A 24,170-nucleotide genomic window follows, 5' to 3' on the forward strand; every position below is an offset into this window, starting at 1 on the left:
AAATTAATAAATTTATAACGCAAAATACTCCTTAAGGAATTTGACCTATGTGTCTAATTTAGTTTGAAGACATACAAGCAGAGTTGATATTAATTCGTTGTTGCATTGTTTTGTTTGTTATTAAATGAACAGTTCTTGTTTGTGTGGAAAGTATCAACAGAAAGGCCAAAAAATATATACCGCTAAAAATCAAATCATTACAAAATAAAACGATTGTAAACATACACGATATAAAGTGATATTACCTTGATGATCACTATATTTAATGACACAACATCATCGGCTATGAAATAGAAATCCCTCCATCTACTGGTAGAATAATTCCCGTGGTCCATTTTGACTCCAAAATAGCGACCGCAACCGAAACAATATCGTCAACATTTCCACGGCGTTGTAATGGAATTTGTTTTTTTTCGCTTTCCTGAATGGTTAAAACAGTCTCATCATCATAACCAGCCGCTTTCAATATTCCGGTATTGGTAGGCCCTGGAGCAATGGCATTTACTTTGATACCAAGTGGCGCCAACTCAAGTGACCAGATTTTCGTTAACATATTCAGGCCTGCTTTTGCGGATCCATATGCGCTTAAATCAGCATATACTTTAATTCCATGACTACTAGTGATATTGAGAATATGTCCATTGGTCGCTGCTAAGAACTTTAAACATTTAGAAGCAAGCAAAGTGGGACCGATCAAATGGGCTTGGTACATAGCTTCCAATGAGGATTTTGAAATGTCCTTTAAACTTGTCAATTCCACGTGTCCTGCACTGTTGACCAGAATATCCAATAAACCATTCCAATCGTTTTCTATAAAGTTGACGAGATCCGCCAAATGATTTTCATTCGCACTGTCATATACTATAGTGCGGATACCAGGCATCGCTGCTTTTGCCGAATTTAGCTTATCTTTGCTTCTGCCGGTAATCAGGACATCCCATCCTTTTTCATAAAAGTGTTTGGCTATACCATAACCGATACCGGATGAACCTCCAGCAATTAGAATTTTATTATTCATATATTATATATTTATAAACGGTCAAAAATAAAACACAAAAACTTGAATAACAATAACTTACCACAAGGTTAGTAACTGAAAATATGGTTTGAATTATTGATTGAGAGCTTGTTAAAAAAAAATAAAATAAAAAAATGAGTTATAGCAGACGATCTACCATCAACTGTGAGAATAATCCTAATGTTGATTGTACCATCGAGGCGTCTTTGTCGATCCTTGGAGGTAAATGGAAACTAAAAATCTATAAAGCTTTGAGGGCTGGCCATCCCTTACGATTTAAAGAGATCAAAGATCGATTGGATCCTATATCGGACAAGACATTGACCGCACAACTTCGTGAAATGGAAGAAGATAAGCTTATCACTAGGGAAGTATTTCCTGTTGTACCTCCAAAGGTGGAGTACCAACTAACGGACTTGGGTAAATCGTTGGAAGAGATTTTTCTCGCCCTTGAAAAATGGGGTAAAATTTATATCAATCAACGATAACTTATTTTTCGCATCGTTTATTTCATTGATTAAGATATCCCCGGTCTACAATATCTTTTTCTCTGATGTCATAACAGAACGCCTAATTAAATATTAGTCATTTTGTTGTTAAGCCAGTTGGTATATTGGAAACTCTACCAGTTTCCAATATACCAACTGGCCATCATCTCCTTAATAACCAATTGGTGTCTTATGCCCCAGTAATTCACATGGTTGTATTTGATTGTCATCTATCGACCACACCCTCATGGGCCTTTGCGGAACCTGCAAAGGAAATTTACCCACCCTGAGGCTCGAAACAAAAAAATACTATTTTACTTTTTGCAGTTTGCAAAGTAAGGCGTCACGCACATTTACATAAAGTGAAAAAGACTGTTCCTTCTCATCTATTTTTCCAATCCTCGTTCCTGTAAAAAAATCTATAATCTCAAAATTCCCGCTGTCTAATCCAATTGTTTTTCGTTCAAATACCGCTTCAAATGGCTTCTCCTCATCAAAATTAAAAGCTGAAACAAGTAGGTCTTTATCTTTCAGGTAAAAACTAAGCTGTTGATCCATACACTCTCCAACTGATAATTTTAATGGCATAAAAGCTTTCGGAGCTGCAAAAAAATTTGTAACAGCTGAACTATTGAGATATTTCTTTGCTCTTTCAGAGGACAATTGGTCGCGATAATCTGAACCATCTCCTAGAATACTTCCCATCGTAATAAGCGAGATCAACCGTGTCTTTACCTCATTCTCATTTAAATCAGGGTGTTTTTGAAACTTACGCATAACTAGGTTGTCCATGTTTGTATAGGGCCATAATGTTCCTTGTACCCATCCCATATGGGAAGCCGTTATCATCGATGCAGCGGTACTTCCATAATGTGCAAAACCTGGCTGACCATCACGAAGGTGGGAATGGACATCCGTCGAAACAAATCGCGTATGTGCATATTGATGTGGAAACATTGGCGAAATAGCCATACTAATAAAAACATCATTTCCCATGATAGAATCAGCCAGATGCTTAAAGAGTTTCATACCGTAATTATAAGCCTGCATCCCACTCCTTACTTTGGGGTCATACCATTTTACAGCCTCTAAAGATCCCGCTGTCAAGAAATCAATCTTAATAAATTTGGCCCCAATAGCATGTGCTTTTTCTATTTGGTTGATCATCGACATCCTAGTTGCTGGATGTGTAGGATCCATAGGATACGCTCCCCATTCACCATCTTTAAATGGAATTGGGTGATTTTTGTCATCACGTAGAATAACCTCTCTCAGAGGAACCTTCGTACCAGGCAATAAGGCGTTCTCAATATTATTACTCCAGGTCCAAAGTGAAAATGGGCTACAGTAAAATCCTATTTCCTGTCCTGCACTCCGAGCATAATCCCCTATCTTTTTTAATACCTCAGTCGAATAAATTCCTTGATCATAAGAATCTATACTGATAACCGGCCTTCCTTCTTTATTCCATTGATCCATACCTTTTATAAAATCAATGGTCTGGTAAACACCTTTGGGCATCATTACGCCTTCATGTCCAAGTACTCCCTCTACACTAAAGCTATTCCAGTACATTGGTGCATTACCCTTCCATTGCAAACTGCCATTCATCTGTACCTCAGCTTTTCCAAAATTGATGTTAGATACACGAAAATCATTAGACGATTCAATAAAAATTAAAGGAGACCGTAACTCTTTAGCCAACATTGTGCCATGAGGCATAACATCATGCGTGCCGTCATTACCACCAAAATTTGCTGGCAATGAGGGATTATCTGGCCTAGCAGCTCCTCCAAATACAATAAAATTATCGAGTTCGCCTTTATTTTTCGCGGTTAAATAACGTATGCCCGTCTTCCAAAAATCATGTTCAAGACTTCCGACAACAAGACCTCTATAGGTATTTGCATCATAAATCATCGTGAGTTCATGGCTGACCCCATCCAGCACTTGTCCATCACCTGGCCAGATCTGAGGGAGTAATTTTCCCCAGTTATCGTTGTCAAAGGGTAGATCCACTAGCATGGGCTTGGCCCAAGAAAATATTGACTTGCCGCCAGAAGAACTCATTGTACACAACGGACTAATATTACGCGTTTCCAATATTTGCCCTTTTTTGCTTACTTCCAGGCCAACCTGTAGATGTTGTTTACCTTGATATACTTCAAATATTTGCCTTAGGGACAATCCATCGCCATCACTATGTGTGAAAATTAAACGTCTGCCACTACCCCAACTATTGCTGATCATTTGCTGGGAGATTTTATGTACGGCTAATGATGAGCTGGTTCTTAATCCTGAAGATAGGAGATCAACATACGCAATGGTGTTTTTTAAATTAACACCATTTTCATAGACATAATCGACCGTTCCGGTTTTCAAATTAAAAAGCAACTTTCCATTTGGGATCATCCACGATATTACATCGCTTTTAACGTCTACCGGCATCCTACAATACGCATTTACTGCACAAAGACAGAGTAGCATTAATACTATAATATTCTTTTTCATCTTTAGCTTTTTTTCCATCGGTTAAATGGATAGTTCTCTATTTTTATAAATTTATCAATCATATAATTTTTTCAATGATATTGCTATCATCCGGAAGAATTAATTACTCTTTCCTAAATGGGGTAATTTCGAGAATATGAACATAATTAGTTCCGCCCCAAGTTTCTAGAACCCTAAATCGGAGATACCTGAAGGGCTGGATTTCATTTGGAAATGTATAGTCATCTCCTTGCTCTGCAACTTTCCGATCTTCATCACTTACAGAGCCTACAGGAAGACCAGAAGGTTTTATAGTCATGAAGCCTGCAAGTTTTGTCCAGGATCCCCAGCTTCCATCACTTGACGGATTGTTGCTTCCCCATACTTCAAAGCGTTTGGGATTCCCGTAGTTATATAAACCTGAAAGGCGCTGCCAAACTTTCAAACGGGACAACTCATGCTCTTCGCCCATATCCAAAGTGAAAGAAAGTGGCAAATCCCTGCCCGGCGTGTGATATCCCGGTTCATCAAAGTTGTTGTCCCAAAGATTGGTAATTACCCATCCCCAATCAGGTCCGGCATCATTAGGAAGATTAAATTCGTGAAATTTCGTTTTATCAATAGCAATCGAACGCCGTATCTGCGGGTAAACTTCACTTGCCAATACAAAAATAGTGTCGATGCCATGGTCTTCGGCAAGATAACCGGACTTATAACTGACACTAGATCCAAACTTAAAATCTGGAAGCTCTATAGTATTTTGTTTTTGTGAAAGGCGAACCGTTTTCTCCCTCCCAGCATGATCAATGTAACTTATCTCTGTCACCACATTCAATGTATCAGGCGCATTAAAATGCAACTGGACCTTATTGTCTTCACTTATGCTATAAGGATTTTGTCTATTTGGGGATCTATTTAACAATAAGGACTGAAAATTTGTCCCATATACCCTTACATTCTGTATCTGCTGACCAATAGACGCATTTCCATCACGGTCATATGCGCGGATGGAAAAACTATACACATACTCTGTCAAATCAGGTATAACAACCTGAATGCTGTCTATCGGATTATGGGTATTGGCCTCTACCTGTACAGATTTATTGCCATTCTCCCAATTTACGATATAATAGGCAATGTTAGGGTCAGGACTTGGATTCCAAACCAATTTAGTCCTGAAGTGCCCTGCATAGTAACGCAGATTACGAGCTTGGCCTGGGTATATGATTTCTTTATTGTCCAAATAATTTTTATAATCATCGGCGTATTTATCACAGGACATTTGAACCAAAATGGTCACCAACATCACAAACGACAACAGTAATCTTTTCATGATTTAATTTTTAAGATTATTGATTAATGCCATAGAATGAAATTTCCATCGCATTTGTATAGCCCAATCCTCCCCAAGTCTGGTTGACAAGAAATCGTATATATTTGACGGGAGGTGCTGTACTAGGCATTCTAAAATTTATCCCAGCCGCGGCAAAAGCATTATCACTTGCATTTGCTTGGCTACCTGGTAATCCTGAAGGAGGGTCAGGATACATAAAATTCCCCATATTGACCCAATCACCTGCGATATCACCTGGAGATGAAATTCGTGGTAAATTCACATCTTTTGGCTGATCAACATTGGATCCCCATATTGTTATTGATTTGGGGTTTTGAAATGAATACATACCTGGCAATCTATTCCATAAGACAAAACGGCTGATTTTTGCAGAGGGGCCAATGCCGAAAGTTCCTACTGTCACGGGAGCGTCTTGGGTATGCCATCCAGGTTCGTTCAAACTTCCATCAAAAAAATACCGTAATTCCCACCCCGGCCAAAGTGGCGCATCAGAGGGTAAGCGATAAACAAAAAATTTACTCTTGTCCAACAAGGTTTCGAAAAGTGGTGTCAGTTTACTGTAACGAATCTCTGATTTATTACCAAATCGATCGGTAGTATATACACCAAATTCCTGTGGAACAGCTTCAAATCCGCGTAGTGAGACATCAACAATCCCGCCATTAATGTATTCAGGATCCTTTTCCTCAAACTTATTTTTACTCGGATCAAATGCCAGCAAATGCACTGATATTGGAGACTTATCCGGATTTGCTCCATAAAAGTTAGCACCTCCAAAATCTGCTGTTATATCGAGTCCCTCGTTTACCAAAATGTAATTGGGTGTTTTCGGCTTTACCTTTACGACAACCGGATCGGACATTATATTTGCTCGACTTACAGTATGGAGAGTGACATCATATTCACCCGCTTTGGCAAAACCTTCCACCAAAATTGTATCGGTATAAAAGCTAGTTTTTGATTCGCGCTCATATCCTTCACGAATGGGATACTTGGCCGATACATAAAGTATATTGGGCGATTGGGGGAGTTTGTAAATTATGCGTGCAGCACCATTGAGATTTTCTACACGTACATCTGTCACAATGCCGGGTTTGGTCTGATCTTCAGAGATCACCTCAACGGGTGATACACTTTTCTTACATGACCATATAGTAAGGAATGTTAGAATAATGAACATGCTGTATGCTATTATCCCGCTTCTTTTCAATATTTTATTTTTCATCTATTTAAATATTTTTTAAGTGCTCTGTCTCATCAATGTCAATGAGTCTCATTCACTCGGTTATCTTTTTCCTTTATGATCAAATTGATCATATCGTCTCCCCTATGATAGGATTGTGATTACCAATAAGGATTTTGTGTTAGATTCTCATTGACAATAACAGCCGTATTATTGATCGGCCATAAATAATCACGCAACCCAAAGACTGGGGTGATCACATTTACCGGCCTATAATAATTCACGGGGTTTTCTTCGTTAATATTCCAGCCTTGCAGTGGTCTGCTCAATACAGACTGTAATTCTTTCCATCTCCTTAGATCCCAACCACTCTGACCTTCAAATGCAAGTTCTATTCTCCTCTCCTGATGTATGATCTGACGCATGCCATCTTTGGATTGCACTTTGGTTGGGAGACGTGAAAAATTGGCCCAGGCCTGCCGAACAGGAGCTAAACCAGCACGCTCACGCACTTTATCAATGTAGGCATATACTTCCTCAGAAGGTGCTGCTCCTACCTCATTTAGCGATTCGGCATATAACAAATAAAGTCCCGCAAGGCGCATCATCGGCACTTTAAAATCTGCTGGAGTAAAAGTTTCGTCCATGACTGTCATATAATGCACCAGCTTTTTGGGCCAATATCCAGTGATATTACGAGCGTTTAGACTTTTGGGGCCCGCTATACCGGTAATACCTCGGGCCTGAACATAATATGCATTTTCTTCATCAGAAATCCCATTTCCAAACCATATTCCTCCGTCAAACCCAATAGAAGAATAAAAGCGCCTTTCCCGGTTAAAATGTGCACTCACCGTCTCATACCCCAAACGGATTACGTGCCGATTTTTGTCGTCTCCCGCTTTTAACGCAAGACGATTGGAATAATCCCAAGTTCGGTCCTCATTTATCGGAACCCCATTCTCTGTGTAGAAAATTTCTGTTGTTGAGATTGGCACCGCCCAATTGGATGGATAGCTATTAGACATGCCCACCGAGCGACCTGTCAATTTAGGCATCGTATATGCTTGGTAAGAAAAACCAAAATTTAATCCCCAGATCAATTCCGGACTTTCTTCCCAGCGCTGGGTAATTATATTCTGGAGGACTAAAATCTTTTTCAATTCATCAGACACATTACGAATATTGGAAGTCGGCAGATCCACAGACAGATGCAGTCCGACTTTTTCACATTCGGCAATAGCTTCACGGCACGCAACGACAGCTTTTTCCCATTTTTTACCCTCGTAAGATTGCGGAAATAGGAATCTTCCATCTTTATCTTTGAAATTTCTATAATCGGGATTACCGTTAAATAATGGGCTTGCAGCGGTTGCCAACATTTCAGCCTTGATCGACATGGCCATAAATTTTGTGATCCGGCCAAACTCCTGTACCTTATTTTCAATGGTAACCGGTAAATCAGGGATCGCCTCATCCATCAAAGAAATGACGTAGTCAAATGACTCGTCCAATGTTGCACGTTTTCTTTTAGTTTGTGCTATATCTACATCGACCGGATTATTCTCTTTGATCAAGACAACTGGACCATGTGTCCTCATGAGGTAATAATGATAGTATGCCTTTAAGAATTTAGTTTCAGCTATCCAGCGCTTTTTCTCGTCTTCCCTTAAGTCAATCGGCTTATCAATGTTTTCCAACATAATATTGCAACGTCGAATTGCTTTGTACATGTTATCCCATTCACCAAGCACCGGGTTACCGCTTGTCTGAATGCCTCGAATGAGGTTAAAGCCAGCCGAATTAAAATATTGTGTTTCAAGAATCGGGTAAACGATCTCTGCTGAAGTTGTAAAACCTGGATTATAGATAACATCCGAAAATTTCTGCATGGTTGAATAACAGCCGAAAAGATAATTTTCGGCTTCATTTCGATTGCGAAAAGCATAGTCCAAGGTACCCACATTGTCTGGTACGATATCTAAATACTTAGAACATGATGTCAACATTGAGGACATCGAAAGTGCCACAATTAAAACAGATAGATGTACTTTTTTCATAATATCTGAGATGATTTAAAAGTTAATATTAATCCCCATGTTGAAGACGCGCTGTAACGGATATGCAAAACCATTTCCACCTTGTTCTGGATCCCAAAGTTTAAATGAACTGAATGTATACAGGTTGAGCCCGCTGATATAAACTCTAAAGCTTTCCATTTTTAATTTCTGTGCGGCTTTAGAAGGCAGCGTGTAACCAATTTCTACTGATTTTAATCGAAGAAAACTAGCATCGCGCAACCACCAGCTACTAGTCTGTAAATTGTTGGCAATGGAAGTTACATTAGTACCGAGCCTTGGATACTGTGCATACAGATTCTGATTTTCCTCTGACCAGTGACTATCTGCAAACTCTTGCAATATTTGAGTGTTACCATAAATATACTTTTGTGGGCTCTGTACAAATGGACTTGTACGCCAAGGATCTATAAAAAGTGAGACACGGGTCTGCCCTTGAAAAAATGCTGAGAAATCAAAGCCCTTATATCCGGTGGAAAAACCAAATCCATACACGACTTCGGGAGTTGTTGGGTACCCCATGAATACCATATCCAAGTTATCAACAACACCATCACCGTTCATATCACGATACTTAATATCACCGCCCTGCGGCAAGATACCCTGGATTGTACTCCCCCATTCATCCTGTATTTTCATAGACTGGAGCGGAGAGCTCGCTGCCTCCTGATCATCAACAAAAAGACGTTCAGCGATATATCCGTATTGCCTACTTATGGGTTGCCCAATAAATTGACGCCATTTTTCGGCGTAATTGGGTTCCTCAAGATAACTGTATTTGTTTCTGGCAAAAGTAAAATTCCCACGAAACGAGGCCCATAGCCCATTACTAAAACTTTTGGAATAATCGGCCGAAAGGTCTATACCCTTGGAATCTACCTTTCCCAAATTTGTACTCACTGTAGACTCAAGCCCCTCGGTTGATGGAATATAACGATCCCTCAAAATATCATACCTGTGGTTTTTATAGACTTCTGCAATAATATTCAGACCTTTGAGTAAGTTAGCTTCAACTGCCAGGTTTGTCTGACGAGAAGTCTCCCAGGTAATGTTGTTATTTTGGTAACTACGGATAAATACACCTTTGCGTTCATATTGATTGGCGAATCCAAATTGGGCCCAATTAGGTCCATTTGCAAGCTCAACATCTGATAAGTAAAAGAAACGTTGATTTCCAATTGCATCATTTCCGACCAAGCCATGGCTCGCCCGAATTTTCAACTTATTGAACAGACCATCTTTATTCCAGAAATCTTCGTTTGACACAACCCAAGAAGCACCAATTGTCGGAAAGAAACCAAATCGATGCTCTTTAGAAAAGCGTTCAGATCCATTGTACCCGAAATTAAACTCTGTGAAATATCGGTTTTTATAGGAATAGGTCAAGCGACCCGCCAGCCCTATATTTCTAAACGGCAGTGAATACGGTAAAGTATACTGATCTGTTTTTGGATCCTTAGAACTTGAATAAACCGTTTCTTGCATAGTGCCTATCAAGCTTGAACTTATTCCATGTGCCCCGAAAGTACGGCTGTAATCCAAAGCTGTTTGCAGATACATAAATGTATTTGCATTGGGCTCTCCTCTGTTATAATTTAAATACTCTGTAGCAACATTATTACCCGTGGGCCTTGGGTTCAACCATAACAGACTATAAGTATTGCTTTGGTCATCGTATGTATTGATATTGTAATAGAATGGATTATATGCCAATTGAGAGTCAAAATAAGAATATCTATTTGTATTAAATAATCCCCTAAATTTCAACCCTTGGGTCAAAAATTGAAGATTTTGATTCAATTCGAATTGCGCTGAAAGTCTAGATTCGGAAGATCTTTTTTGACCGCGTAGTAGATGCGCGTATGGGTTGTTGTACAGAATACTATTGTCATTTGTACCGCCTGCAGTACCATTGTTTCCAAATAAAATATGTTTGGTGTTAATATTGGCTTCGTCTGGTTCGTAGAATGCAGGAAATAACACAGGGCTTGTATGCATTGCCACATTATACAAGTCTGAAGCAAAAGATCCATCAGCAGTAATTGGTCCTTTGTATTCACTAAAATTGCCAGAAAGACGGACAATCAATTCTGTCGTTTTCGTGAGGTTTACATTGACGTTAGATCGAAGCTGATAATTTTTAAAATTAACATTGTTCTTGTTATTGTTTCTTACGTCAGTCTTAAGTACACCATAATCCTGATTGTAACTACCAGCTATAAAATATCGGGCGACGTTTCCACCGCCGCTCACACTGATATTGTTGCGATGCGTCATTGCGTTTTTCTTAAATAGCATATCCAGCCAATCCACAGCCGGATAAACAAAGGGATTACTTCCCTCAGCACCGCTCATCGTTGCTGCTGTATTACTGATCTTAGTCGGAGTAAAAGGTAAGGGCAATGAAGGATCCCTGGTAAGCGATGCTTCGTTGTAAAGACGCATATAATTCAGAGGATCACTCAATTGTATAGTCCGTGCAGATTGCGATAAAGAGAGCTCCGAGCGGAAATTAATCTTCGCGCGACCTTCCTTTCCTTCTTTTGTACTGACTAAAATAACTCCGTTTGCTCCTCTTGCCCCATAAAGTGCAGTTGCACTTGCATCTTTGAGAATGACAAAACTGGCTATATCGTCTACATTAAGGCGTGCCAAATCATTTGTTGATAATTCAACGTTATCAATTAGAATCAAGGGTTCCGTACGGTATCCGAACGTCGTAACACCTCGAATAAAAAATTGCGAATTATCTTGTCCGGGTTGCCCGGAACGTTGGAAACCAATGACTCCGGCAATCTGGCCAGCAAGCGCATTGGTAAGGTTACTTGCTGGGATCTTGAGCTTCCCCGGTTCTACCGACGTTACCGATCCCACAACTGCTTCTTTTCGCTGTTTCTGACTAAAGGCCGTAACAACGACTTCATCAACCTCTCTGGCACTAGCTACCAGCATAACATTCACGGGGTTACGGTCCTTCACTTCCACAGTAACACTTGTGTAGCCAACAAAAGAAAATGTTAACGTTGATCCTACGTTTACCTCCAGAACAAAATTACCATTTTGATCCGTTCGGGTCTGTCTCCCGCCAGTTCCTTTGATACTGACACTGACACCTTCTATCTGTCTTCCTAACGTATCAGAGACGGATCCTGTCAGCGTAAATTTGTTTGTTTGCGCAAACAGATGCTGAGATTGCATCTGAAGAAACATAAGAAGACAAGTGCAACTCAAATAATAATAAATTGACTTCATAGTTTGTTAATTGGTTATTTCATTGGTACTAATTTCTTCCCATTAAGCTGCCTATGGCTGTTCACAATGCTTAGTAGAAAAGCTTAAAATTGGTTATTGTCATATTATCCCACATAGGAGATCAACACGATTCTGTAAAGTCAAAATTATCCAATTATACCTGTGCCTAGAATGAACGATCTGACGGTATTGATGGATTATTTTATCGCTTAGGCACATTTCATACATCTTTCTCGAAAAAATGCACAAAAAAAGGTCGAATAACTCGACCTTTTTTCATTTCCACGACAGTTTTTAATTATTGGTATCCGGGATTTTGATCTGATTCATTGATCTGATCGTTCTGTTTTATTTCTGATTCCGGAATTGGGTAACGATTGTGGAACTCCTTTATAGAACCGCTCTCCTTCGCCCAAGGATTGCGTTGCGAAACGTACTTCACTAGGTTTCCAGTTCGGATCAAATCCATCCTCCGCCATCCTTCAAACCCTAGTTCGCGCATCCGCTCATCCATGATCGACTCGCGCAATTGTTCCTTACCTAACCCCGTCCAGCTATATCCTTCGGGAATATTACCTTTAAATGCACGCTTCCTAACCGTATTGTTAATAAGCTGCACCGCTTCTTCTGTACGACCGAGTTCATTTAAGCATTCGGCCTTGCAAAGAAGAATGTCAGCCAGCCGGAGATAGTAAATCAACCCACCGGAGTACCAAAAATTCTGCTTTCCTTGCGTGCGTATATCTTCAAATTTTTTGGTATGCGGCTCCAGTTCATCCTGCTGTCCTGTCCAGGTAATTTTAGGTACTCTTCCATCAGGAAGTGTAAAATCATACCTTATACTACCCAGTTTACGCGTATCACCTGGCTCCCAAATTCCGCCCTTTGACTTATCATTATAATAATATGCCGTAGGCATAATAAGATCATATCCCCCGAAGTAACAATTACCATCTAAATCGGCTACAGCCCTCGACCCAGCGTGATGTTGCGCCATATTGTTATCCGGTGAAATATTGATAAATTGAAAAGCATAGATAGATTCACTATTATTTTGATTAGTCGTCGTGTTAAACAGATCTGAATAGTTTTCTATCAGCTGATATTTCGGAATAACTTGATCAAAGCAATCCATGGCCTTTTCAAAGTCACGGAGTCCGGTTGCAACCGGAGCGGATAAGTAAACTTTACCCAAAAGCGCCAAAGCAGCTCCTTTGGTGGGTATCTTTTTATCTGTTTGACTTTCAGCGAGATTTTTACTTGCAAATTCAAGGTCTTCAATAATAAGTTCAAACACATCTTTTTCAGGCTGGCGGGCCTCCCGCATTTGATTAAGGTCAATAATGGGGATAGGTCCCCATAGCATCACAAGTTCGAAGTTCAGCGTTGCTCTGATAAAGCGAGCTTGTGCCTGTAAGGATGGTGTTTTGGCGTAAAAGACAGCTTTTGCCGCAGCTGTTATTACTGGCCATCGTTTATTCCACTGTTCAGCCAAGGACGTATTTGCAGCATTTAAACCGGAGCTATAGGTATCCAATGATCCTTGGACACTACTTTCCCGCATTTGCTGACTTCCCTGTTTGGCTTCATCCGTCCCTAAATTGAACATAAATCCGCCCCGATCTTGTTTGGTATTACGCCACTGTGTATATAACCCAGAAAGCAGCAGTTTAATGTTTTCTTCGTCTCCATAAACCTGTTCCTCTGTCAGTGCTGTTTTGGGTGTTTCATTTAGCGAACAACCATTGAGTAACAAAGCCATCAAGGCTAATGATACTGATTTTATTATGTTATTATTCATCGAATTTCTTTATATAGTTATAATTACAATCCAACATTTAAACCAATGACAAATGTTCTTGCAGTTGGATACCAGTCACCATTTTCAGGGTCATATCCTTTATATTTGGTTATATTAAATAGATTATTTCCGGAAATATTCAATCTAAGGCTATTTAAGCCTACCGAGTTTAATAAGGCTTTCGGAAAATCATATGCTAAAGAAAGTGTAGCCAAACGCAAGAAAGAAGCGTTCTGTACTCCCCAAGATGTTTCACCACTACCAAATCGCAATGAATTGTCATAATTTGCTCTTGGAATAGTTGTACTTGGATTAGCTGCTGTCCAACGGTGTAACATATCCTTATGTGCAGCTCCATAACCTGTACCCGACATAAGCCCCTCGTAAAATCCGCTTAAGGCTTTGGCGCCATAACTATAAACAAAAACCGCATTCAAAGCAAAATTCTTGTATGCCCAATTAGACGAAAACCCACCATAGAATTTAGGATCTTTTTTGCCCACAATCACCCGATCATTTTGGTCGATAATTCCATTGCCTGCCAAACCTGCCCCTTGCTGATCTTTTGGTAAAATATCGCCAGGTTGCAACTTTTTACCCGGTAGATCTAAACTGTTGATATAAGGCATATCGGATTCCTGAATAATACGGTCAAACTCCAACATATAGATCGTATTTAAAGACTGTCCTAAGAAGAAGTTTCCTTCCCTTTGGATATCCGTGCCTGAAAATCCACCAAAATTATAAACGGCATCTACGTCACCAAACAATTTTGTGATCTTATTTTTATCAAAAGAAATATTTGCGCCTAAATTCCATCTGAAGTCCTTTTGGTTGAGTATTTTGGCATCTACTGTAAACTCCATCCCCTTATTTGTCATCTCACCAATATTAACTATGGCTGAATTATAGCCTGTTAATGTTGACAAAGACCTTCGCATCAATAAGTTAGAATTAACAATATTGAAGTATTCTGCGGTCAGATTAATCCTCTTGTCAAAAAATGAGGCATCAATGCCTACATTAAGCTGTTTTTGTTTTTCCCAGGTTAAATCTGTCGTACCCCGTTGACCGTTTGAATTAAAGATGACATTGCCAGATGTGTATGAAGGATAATATAAACTATAGAAAGCGTAGTCTGGAATGCGCTGATTTCCGACCTGTCCATACCCAAGACGTAGCTTAAGAAGATTGAAAGTAGCATTATCTTTTAAAAATGACTCCTGTGAAATATCCCAGGCTAGCGCTACCGATGGGAATAGCCCCCATTGCTTCCCTTTGGAAAATTTTGAAGAACCGTCATACCGGCCCGTGATCGTTGCGTAATACTTATTATCATAATTATAATTGAAGCGTGTTACATAGGACATAATCTTGGAAGTAATAAAATCGGATCCTAAGGAGAAATTTAACTTGTCATATGCTGCACCAAGATTATAGTATCCGAAATCATCTATTGGAAAATCACGGGCAGTCACGTTTGTATAATCACTGGAATTTTGGCTAAAATTGGTCGCAACCATTCCGTCAATATGGTGTACACCCAAATTCTTGCTGTAGGATATTGAATTATCCCATTGGAAATTATTGTTATGATTAAAATTGTGACTCGCTTTACCCCTGTAGGAATCTCTCTTAGCTTGCTGAATATCACTGGGGATATACTCATAATATTTACTCTGTAGTAAATCCATTGAAAAAGTTGACCGTATATTAAGTCCTGGAATGGGTGAAATATTCACATAGTTTGCTGATAGTAGCTTATTTCTGAGACGATCTTTATCTATTCGCATGGTGTTCAATGGATTTTCGAGATTTACGTCCCAATTATTACCCCAGGCCAAAATCAGCGAATCTTGGCTGATGGGTAAAAGTGGATTGGCATTTTGTGCAACCTGAAACACCTTTCCATCGACGTAATCATCCTTGGTGGCCGTAAAAGAAGTGTTGGTTCCGACTTTTAACCAGGGTTTTATCGTCCTTTCAACATTGAGACGGCCGGAATACCTTCTATAATTTGATGTTTTAACAAGACCTTGCTTATTATTGTAGCCAAAACTCAAATAAAAAGATCCCTTGTCGTTACCTCCGGAAAAAGCAAGCGAATGGTTGTTTTCAATGGCGGTACGTGTCACAGCATCAAGCCAATTGTAGGATCTTCCCTGACTGTAACTTTCTTTCTCGTAATCGGCAAACCATATTTTACCCGGGCCGAAAAGTTCTTGATCAATAAAATCCTTTCTACTTGAACCTGGATTATTTTTGTAGAATTTTCCGCCTACAGATTCGGCATTCTCAAGTGCATCAATTCGTAATTCATAGATATCCTTGGCTCCCAAAGTGAGATCTGTATTAGAAAAATTTTGAAAGCCAAACCAAGTATCGTAACTGATCTGTCCTTCTCCTTTGTTGCCTTTTTTCGTTGTTATGACAACAACGCCTTGTGCACCGCGCGAACCATAAAGTGCTGTGGAAGACGCATCCTTCAAGACATTCACAGAGGTCACATCATTTAAATTAAGCATATTAAAATCAGACTCCATAATAATCCCATCCACGACATAAATCGGATTTCCTCCATACTGCATTGAATTATTTCCCCTGATCTTTATACTGGCATCTCCGCCGGGTTGTGGATTATTCTGAATAAAGACCCCGGCAGCTTTTCCCTGTAAAGCTTCATTGACACTAGTTACTGGTCTTTCATTCAGCGCAGATTCCCCTAAACTTGCTACTGCGCCAGTAAGATCTTTTTGTTTCATAGAGGTTCCTACTACAACAACCTCTTCCAGCCCAATATTTGTAGACGCCAGCTTTATGTCAAGCAAGGATCTATTGGCTACAGAAACCTTCATTTCTTTGTACCCAACACTACTGAATAGTAAGGTTGCCTGTGCAGGTACGTCTATTGTAAAATTTCCATATCTGTCCGAGGAAGCTGCTAGTTCTCCTCCAACATGTCTTATGCTTACGTTTGGAATGGGGTTATCAAGACTGTCCTTGACAGTCCCCTTCACATTAATCACAGCCGCTTGCTGTCCGAGGACCTGCATGGTAAATGAAAAATATAACAGAATAGTTAATAATGTGCCAAGGAGACCCCAACTTGGTTTAATTTTGGTTTTAGTCATTTCATTTGGTTTTATAAATTCCTTAGTTATTCAGGTTGAAAGTTAGATTGTTTTTGAAAGCTGGAAATAGACTATATTATTGTTAAAATGGAATTATTGATTAGAAATTGAACAAGCTCATTCATTTTTTGTAGTAGGGACCTATTGTCTGCCATGATATCAAAATTATGGGTTCATCTACCAGCAAGAATTTTAGAAGAAAATTTTCAAAAACAAAAAAAAACCTTTATTTTCAAAAGCTATTTCAGATTGTTTTTATGGTTTAAGGGTCACCTATTAAACTTCGAAGAATTAGTAACCGAAAAGTACTCCATTATCCATCCAAAAATGATTTTTCTATAAATTAAAAGGCTTTGTAATCCAAAATATTGATATATGGAAAGTGTTGAAAAATTAGAAGGTTTTGAAGGTCAGGTTAGGATTGTAATACCTCCGCTGATCATTAAAGAAAATGTTAAATACCAGCAATTTAACTCGTTCTACCTAACGGATATAGGCTATTATCCCAAAGCTAAAAACCACTATTGTGACCGCCCAAACGGTTGCCCAGAACACATACTCTTACATTGCGTCGATGGACGCGGAGTCGTAAAAATTGATCAGAAAGAATATCTGTTAGAAGCAAATGAATTTATCTTGATCCCAGCAAATACACCCCATTTTTATCATGCAAACTTTAATATGCCCTGGACGATATATTGGATGCACTTCTATGGAAGCCATACCTCATTAATTATTGAAGAAATCTATAAAAAAGTTCAAAATGAACACAACAAATTGACTTTTGAGGGTGAATTGGTGAATATATTTAATCGCTATTGTAGATTGTTGCAAAAAGGATATAGTAAGGAAATTCTCAAATATATTTCTATGAGCCTTCCAAATTTCTTCAGTGGATACCTTTTTCCTGATTTATTCAAAAACATTGACAATACTGATACGGATGTTGTTGATAAATCAATTTTGTTTTTACAGGATAATATAGGCAATAGACTTGGTCTAAAAGAAATTGCGGACAATAGCAATCTATCTGTTTCTCATTTCAGTAAACTATTTAGAAATAGAACAGGATATTCGCCAATTGAGTACTTGAACCATCTAAAGATTCAAAAGGCGTGCTATCAGTTGCAGTTCTCCGAAAAAAGAGTTTCAATCATTTCATTCGAACTTGGATTTGAAGATCAATATTATTTTTCCAGGCTTTTTAAGGAGCATATGGGTGTTTCCCCCGTTCACTATCGAGATAGTTTAAAAACAGATAATAAAAAAATCCATTAACTAACTGCAATTATACATCTTAATATAAAATCAAGGCAATAACTTTAAAAGCTATTACGACTTAATGCTAATTCAAAAATGAGCAGTATGGTTTTTAAATTGTTAGTACCTTTTTTTAGAAGGTTACAGTTTTCAAATTGGGTTACCTCACGGTTCTATGATTTACATAAGGGTCCGAATTTCTTCCGTATTGCAAATTCTACCAGCAAGAAATGGGGTGAGGCAATTTTAGTCAAAAATTTCCCCATGCCAGCTGCTGTATATTAGACCAATACCAAATTATTAACTATTAATGATCATAATAAATCGTACTATGTCCAATCACAGAATCTTATGTTTTGGAGAATTGCTAATACGTCTTCAATCAGTATCTGAAGGCTTTTTTGAACAAAATAATCTAAAAATCTACCCAGGAGGATCTGAAGCCAACGTGGCTGCTGCTTTAGGGCAGCTCAAAATCCCTACCCGCTATATAACTGCTATGCCTAGAAATCCTATGACGCTAGAAATACAGCAAATTCTAATTGATTACGGGGTAGATACTTCCAAAATACTTTTTCAGGGAGATCGACTTGGAAGCTACATGCTTCTTTCAGCTAATGGTCTAAGCAATGGTGAAGTGATCTATGACCGTAAGTATTCATCTTTTAGTCAGATTCAAGTAGGTAGCATCGACTGGGACTCCGTATTTGATCATATCACCTGGTTCCATTTCACGGCCTTAACACCAGCATTAAACACTGCATTGGCCGAAGTCTGTCTTGAAGCCCTTAAAATTGCCAGCAAAAAAGGAATTATAATATCTATTGACCTTAACTATCGTAATAAACTGTGGCAATATGGAATGGACCCCATTGAAGTCATGCCAGAACTATTAAAATATGTAGACGTAATAATGGGTAATATTTGGGCTGCAAATAAGATGCTGGGTACATCCATAGAAGCACACTTTGACGACAAAACCACCAAAGAAGAATACTTTGCGCACGCACAAAAAGTTTCAAAAGAAATCTTTTACAATTATCCCCAATGTAAACATATTGCAAACACTTTCCGTTTTATGGAAAATGTGAACCACAACCTCTTTTATGCGACCTATCATACGCCCCTAGACAATTTTGTCTCCACAACTTACGAAACAAGATCACTCATTGACCGAATAGGTAGCGGAGATGCATTTATGGCCGGATTAATTGCAGCGATTGCTAGTGACCTAGAAGAACAGCAAATAATCGATTTTGCCACTAAAATTGGTTTCGATAAATTGTTCGTAAAAGGGGATTTCATTAAATTCTAAAAATCACAATATGCAACAAATACTAGATAAAATAACAGAAAGTCCAATTATTCCTGTTTTCTATGACAGGGATCCAGTGCGATGCCTTGATATTTTACAACAATGCTACGAGGGTGGTGTCCGGGTTTTTGAATTTGTAAACCGTGGTCCTAGGGCTTTGGAAAATTTCACTAAACTAAAATCCAATATAAAAGCGGATATGATTTTGGGAATGGGGACAATAAAATCTCCAGAAGAAGCGCGCATATTTTTGGATGGAGGTGCCGATTTTATAGTCAGTCCTATTATTGATCCCCATATTGCTGCTGTGAGCACAGAAAAAGGAAAACTATGGATCCCTGGGTGCATGACACCGACTGAAATAAACTTTGCTGCAGGATGTGGCGTTCCACTGATAAAACTTTTTCCCGGAGATGTATTAGGCCATGATTTCCTAAAAGCGGTAAAGCCCCTATTTCCAGATGTCCAGTTTATGGTCACCGGAGGTGTAAAGCTAGAACGATCAAATCTCAACAGTTGGTTCAAAAATGGCGCTTTCGCAGTTGGCGTAGGTTCTAGCTTATTTAATGTAGATAAAACACATCCTGACCTAACAATTGCAAGTCAATTACGCGATTCGTTTTCATTACTTCGCAAACAAGAATAAAAACGAGAGACTTAAAAGTCTCTCTTCACTTGTCTAATAATTGAGCGTGTGGATCAGATAGAAAGCTGATGAATAATGGTTTTGCTTGCCTCCTGGATAATTCCAACATCAACCGAAAATGAAATATAATCAACGCCCAGATCAAGCCATCTCTTGGCATCTTGGACCCTATCTGTGAAGACACCAGATTTAATATTTTTTGATTTACATTTTTCAATTACATATCGCATTTTTTCCAGTACAAGTGGATGATTGATCTGGCCACTCACACCAAGTGCCTGTGATAGATCATAAGGTCCTAGAAAAATCACATCAATGCCTTCAACGGAAATGATATCCTCAAAATTGGCTATGGCCTCTTGTCCTTCAAGCTGTAAAATCAAAAATTGCCTGTTTGCTTCCTGAAAATAATCAAATCGATCTTTATTCGAAAATTCTGCCGCACGCACAAATCGGCATACCCCGCGCATCCCTAAAGGTGAAAATTTAGCGTGCGATACAGCAGCACGCGCTTCCTCCGCAGTTGTTATCTGTGGCACCTGCACGCCTTTAGCACCGATATCCAATGCTTTACCTATATCAGTCGCATTGTTGTCTGCAACCCTGATTACCGGAAAGGTTCCCGAAACCTCAGCGGCACGGATAAGATTTTGTGCATTCAGTACCGTATTGGGGCCATGTTCCATATCGATGATAATAAAGTCGAAACCGGCATAGCCCATGGCCTCGATCATAGAAGGATCTGATGTCTTGGAGAAAGGCCCCAGTACCGATTCTCCTTTTTTAATTTTTTCTAAAAAACGCATAGTTTTATTTTTTACCATTCTGCAATTGAATTATCTCTGTACCTCCAGACAGGGTTATGCCAGTTATGACCAACCTTTTCCATTGTTTGCACATAATCTTCGTTGACCTCTATCCCTAGACCACTGCCCATCGGAATAGAAACCATTCCATCTTGATAATTAAAAATCTCCGGATTTTTAATATAGTCAAGTAAATCATTAGATTCATTATAATGAATCCCCAGACTCTGTTCCTGTATGGCGGCATTATAGCTCACTGCATCAATCTGGAGACAGGCCGCCAAAGCAATTGGTCCCAAGGGACAATGCGGAGCCAAGGCAACATCGTATGCTTCGGCCATTGCAGCAATCTTTCTACATTCTGTAATTCCACCTGCATGCGATAGATCCGGTTGAATAATATCCACAACACCAGATTCCAGTACCTTCTTAAAATCCCATCTCGAAAATAGACGCTCTCCCAGCGCAATGGGGATAGCCGTATTTTTTGCAAGCTCAACAATACCTTCAAAGTTTTCAGAGAGTAAAGGTTCTTCGATAAACAATGGATTAAATTCCTCTAACTTTTTCATCAGAATTTTAGCCATTGGCTTATGTACACGCCCATGAAAATCAATACCCACATTAATCGTATTACCAAAATATTCGCGGATAATCGACATACGCTCCAATAGATGATCAATTTCAACAAAGGAGTCTAAGTATTGCAGTTTGCCCGTACCGTTAATTTTCACCGTATGAAAGCCCCGATCAACGACTTTTTTGATCTCTTCAATAATAACCTGCGGTTCATCCCCGCCCACCCAAGAGTAGACATCCATTTTATCCCGGCATTTGCCACCTATGAGTTCGTGTACTGGTGCATTAAAATATTTTCCCTTTAGATCCCAGAGAGCCTGATCGATTCCGGAAATTGCACCCATCAAAATAGGGCCACCCCGGTAAAATCCTCCCCTATACATCGAGTTCCAGTGATCTTCAATAAAGCGTGGATCCTTATCCAGAAGCTGCTCCATCAATTCTTTAACGGCGGCTATAACAGTATCTGCCTTGCCCTCGATAATTGGTTCTCCCCAACCGACAATCCCCTGATCCGTCTCTATCTTTAAAAATAGCCATCTTGGTGGCACCTTATACAATCTGAATCCTGTGATTTTCATACTTAAAATTTATCCGAGTGATATAGTCTCGCGGTCAACCCTCCATCGATCAAAAAGTCACTCCCCGTAATATTCTTACTGCTATCTGTCACCAGAAAGAATACGAGTTCGGCAATATCTTCTGGTGTAGATATCTTACCTAAAGCATGCAGATCAAATATTTCCTTTTCGGTCGCTGTTGGATTTTCCTTTTCAGATAACCATCGTTGATAATGATCTGTATCCGTAAACCCTGGACAGACCGCATTCACCCGAATCCCGAATTTGCCCAGACTAATTGCCATACTTCTCGTCATGGCATTAACCCCTCCCTTAGCAGCTGCGTACAGTTCTGTATCGGGGAGCGTACGGTAGGCATGATTAGAAGAAATATTGACGATGCTTCCTCCGTCGAAATTTTTGATCATAGCGGCAGCAACATATTTACTACATAAAAAAACCCCTTTTAAATCTGTATCAATAACTTTATTCCAATCAGAGAGCGTCGCTTCCAAAATAGACTTGAAAATTGTAATACCCGCATTGTTGACCAAGACATCAATTTTGCCGGTAATACGAAGCACCTGTTCCACCATATTTTTGACACTTTCCTCATTACTGACATCAGTCTGTATATAACGGGCCCAGTATCCGATTTCTTTTAAATTATTTTCAAGGCTCCCCCCCTCATCATCATATTTTGTTGCCAAAATAACCTTCGCCCCTCTTTTTGCCATCAATTCGGCTATTCCTTTGCCGATACCATTTCCAGCACCGGTCACGACAACAACTTTATTATTGATATCTTGCATTCTATATTATAGTTTAGATAGAAAAATTTTAAACCTTATTATTTTTTGTTTCGGGAACTACTGTTATTAAGAAGAAAAAGTAAAACGCACATAATCCTGCAAAAGTCAAAAATGACTGAAAGGCGCTAAATTGGTCTATCATAATTGGGAAAATATAAGTAATTCCAAAACAGGCAGCCCAAAGAAATGCAGAGGCTATGGCCATTCCTTGCTCACGTATTTCCATTGGAAATATTTCCGAAATGATTACCCAGGTCACAGGAGCCAATGTAGCGGCATAAGTACCAATAAATAATAACACCATTACACTGGCCAGCGATTGGGGAATATAAGTTCCCTGAAAGGACAAACCTATAAACACAAGTAAAATTGACATCAGCCCAGCTCCAACAACCATCAGTTTTTTACGTCCTAATCTGTCAACCAGCCGAATCGCCAATAGTGTAAAAACAAGGTTTACTGATCCTATAAAGATCTGTATGATAAGTTGATTATTGACATTCATTCCAACTTTATCAAATATGATCGGCGCATAAAACAATACAGCATTCGCACCCGAAATCTGTTGGAATATGGCAACAACAACCGCAATGACCAACAACAAGAGATACGTCTTTTTTGAAAACATTAACAACACAGATTTTTTTATGTCCCTTGTTTGCTCAGGTTCCCGCAATGATTGTATCGCCTGAATTTCCTCATCAACATTACCATTTTCCATTATTTTTGTCAGTTCTTTCCTGCCTCTCCCCAGTTTACCTCTATATATCAACCATTTAGGGCTTTCTGGAAGAAAAAATGCACCGATAATAAAAAGTCCTGCGGGTAAACATCCGCTCATAAACATCAGACGCCAGTTGAGTTCGAGATGTGATAAAAAATAATTAGAATTGTAGGCCATCAATATACCGATTACAATGGCCATCTGGTTTAAAGTGACCATCTTTCCCCGAATTGGCTGAGGACTTATTTCTGCTATATATAAAGGTGACAGTATTGAAGCTCCCCCAACACTGATGCCAGCAACGATACGCCAAAGAATCAACTCCCCAACAGTATTTGCCATACCCATCAAAATCGAGGAAACAATAAAAACAATGGAAACTAACACAAGAGAATTCTTTCGACCTATGTGTTCGGTAATTTTTCCAAAACCGATCGAACCGACTGCACAACCTACATATAGGCAACTGGCCACCCAACCCAACTCCGCCGGCGAAAGGTTAAAAAAAGGTGTGATAAACGGAATCGTGCCAGAAAAGATGGCAATATCAAATCCAAAGAGTAGACCGCCCAACGATGCGATCAAACTATAAATAAAAATACTCTTGTATTTAGCTTCTATCATAATATTGGTTTTTCAATGCTGCTAAGTTAGCTTGTAACGCCATTTTATT

Annotated in this window: 16 protein-coding genes; 4 read left to right on the forward strand and 12 right to left on the reverse strand. The window is 39.2% G+C overall.

Annotation, left to right across the window (positions count from 1 at the left end; translation table 11 throughout):
• Positions 1–283 precede the first annotated feature (283 nt).
• Positions 284–1,018, reverse strand: coding sequence for an SDR family NAD(P)-dependent oxidoreductase (locus tag HX021_RS06430; protein WP_286589324.1), 735 nt, complete (start codon positions 1,016–1,018; stop codon positions 284–286).
• Positions 1,019–1,152: 134 nt separating this feature from the next.
• Between HX021_RS06430 and HX021_RS06435 the strand changes: the two genes are divergently transcribed.
• Positions 1,153–1,506 (forward strand): winged helix-turn-helix transcriptional regulator, encoded by a 354-nt coding sequence (locus tag HX021_RS06435; protein ID WP_286589325.1) that lies wholly within the window; start codon positions 1,153–1,155, stop codon positions 1,504–1,506.
• A 309-nt stretch (positions 1,507–1,815) separates the two neighbouring features.
• On the opposite strand, the gene HX021_RS06440 is transcribed toward HX021_RS06435, so the two are convergent.
• The 7 genes from HX021_RS06440 to HX021_RS06470 form a co-directional block, all read right to left on the reverse strand.
• Positions 1,816–4,017, reverse strand: coding sequence for a hypothetical protein (locus tag HX021_RS06440; RefSeq protein ID WP_286589326.1), 2,202 nt, complete (start codon positions 4,015–4,017; stop codon positions 1,816–1,818).
• Positions 4,018–4,120: 103 nt separating this feature from the next.
• Entirely contained in the window at positions 4,121–5,329 is a 1,209-nt protein-coding gene (locus HX021_RS06445) for a DUF4998 domain-containing protein (protein WP_286589327.1), read from the reverse strand.
• Positions 5,330–5,345: 16 nt separating this feature from the next.
• Positions 5,346–6,575: a DUF4959 domain-containing protein gene (locus tag HX021_RS06450; protein WP_286589328.1), complete on the reverse strand. Its 1,230-nt coding sequence runs from the start codon at positions 6,573–6,575 to the stop codon at positions 5,346–5,348.
• A gap of 119 nt (positions 6,576–6,694) precedes the next feature.
• Positions 6,695–8,593 carry a RagB/SusD family nutrient uptake outer membrane protein gene (locus tag HX021_RS06455; protein ID WP_286589329.1) on the reverse strand — a complete coding sequence of 633 codons (1,899 nt, stop codon included), beginning with the start codon at positions 8,591–8,593 and terminating at the stop codon, positions 6,695–6,697.
• Positions 8,594–8,608: 15 nt separating this feature from the next.
• Positions 8,609–11,809 (reverse strand): SusC/RagA family TonB-linked outer membrane protein, encoded by a 3,201-nt coding sequence (locus HX021_RS06460; protein WP_286589330.1) that lies wholly within the window; start codon positions 11,807–11,809, stop codon positions 8,609–8,611.
• 352 nt (positions 11,810–12,161) lie between these two features.
• On the reverse strand, positions 12,162–13,664 hold the full coding sequence (locus tag HX021_RS06465) for a RagB/SusD family nutrient uptake outer membrane protein (RefSeq protein WP_286589331.1): 1,503 nt from the start codon (positions 13,662–13,664) through the stop codon (positions 12,162–12,164).
• 23 nt (positions 13,665–13,687) lie between these two features.
• Positions 13,688–16,795, reverse strand: a complete 3,108-nt coding sequence (locus HX021_RS06470; RefSeq protein ID WP_286589332.1) for a SusC/RagA family TonB-linked outer membrane protein — start codon at positions 16,793–16,795, stop codon at positions 13,688–13,690.
• A gap of 375 nt (positions 16,796–17,170) precedes the next feature.
• Between HX021_RS06470 and HX021_RS06475 the strand changes: the two genes are divergently transcribed.
• The 3 genes from HX021_RS06475 to HX021_RS06485 all read left to right on the forward strand — a co-directional run bounded on the left by HX021_RS06475 (position 17,171) and on the right by HX021_RS06485 (position 20,016).
• A complete protein-coding gene (locus HX021_RS06475; protein WP_286589333.1) occupies positions 17,171–18,073 on the forward strand; it encodes an AraC family transcriptional regulator in 903 nt (300 codons plus the stop codon).
• A gap of 313 nt (positions 18,074–18,386) precedes the next feature.
• A complete protein-coding gene (locus tag HX021_RS06480; protein WP_286589334.1) occupies positions 18,387–19,370 on the forward strand; it encodes a sugar kinase in 984 nt (327 codons plus the stop codon).
• A gap of 10 nt (positions 19,371–19,380) precedes the next feature.
• On the forward strand, positions 19,381–20,016 hold the full coding sequence (locus HX021_RS06485) for a bifunctional 4-hydroxy-2-oxoglutarate aldolase/2-dehydro-3-deoxy-phosphogluconate aldolase (RefSeq protein ID WP_286589335.1): 636 nt from the start codon (positions 19,381–19,383) through the stop codon (positions 20,014–20,016).
• Positions 20,017–20,069: 53 nt separating this feature from the next.
• Here HX021_RS06485 and HX021_RS06490 read toward each other — a convergent pair whose 3' ends face one another.
• From HX021_RS06490 to HX021_RS06505, 4 genes are read right to left on the reverse strand one after another with little or no spacing between them, the layout of a single operon-like run.
• Complete coding sequence (locus HX021_RS06490; protein WP_286589336.1) at positions 20,070–20,822, reverse strand: HpcH/HpaI aldolase family protein; 753 nt, start codon at positions 20,820–20,822, stop codon at positions 20,070–20,072.
• An 11-nt stretch (positions 20,823–20,833) separates the two neighbouring features.
• Positions 20,834–21,982, reverse strand: a complete 1,149-nt coding sequence (dgoD, locus tag HX021_RS06495) for a galactonate dehydratase (RefSeq protein ID WP_286589337.1) — start codon at positions 21,980–21,982, stop codon at positions 20,834–20,836.
• Between the two features lie 2 nt (positions 21,983–21,984).
• On the reverse strand, positions 21,985–22,773 hold the full coding sequence (locus HX021_RS06500; protein WP_286589338.1) for an SDR family NAD(P)-dependent oxidoreductase: 789 nt from the start codon (positions 22,771–22,773) through the stop codon (positions 21,985–21,987).
• Positions 22,774–22,801: 28 nt separating this feature from the next.
• Positions 22,802–24,121 (reverse strand): sugar porter family MFS transporter, encoded by a 1,320-nt coding sequence (locus tag HX021_RS06505; protein ID WP_286589340.1) that lies wholly within the window; start codon positions 24,119–24,121, stop codon positions 22,802–22,804.
• Between the last annotated feature and the right edge of the window lie 49 nt (positions 24,122–24,170).

Origin of the sequence: Sphingobacterium sp. N143 (assembly GCF_030325625.1) — a bacterium.
Taxonomy (GTDB): domain Bacteria; phylum Bacteroidota; class Bacteroidia; order Sphingobacteriales; family Sphingobacteriaceae; genus Sphingobacterium.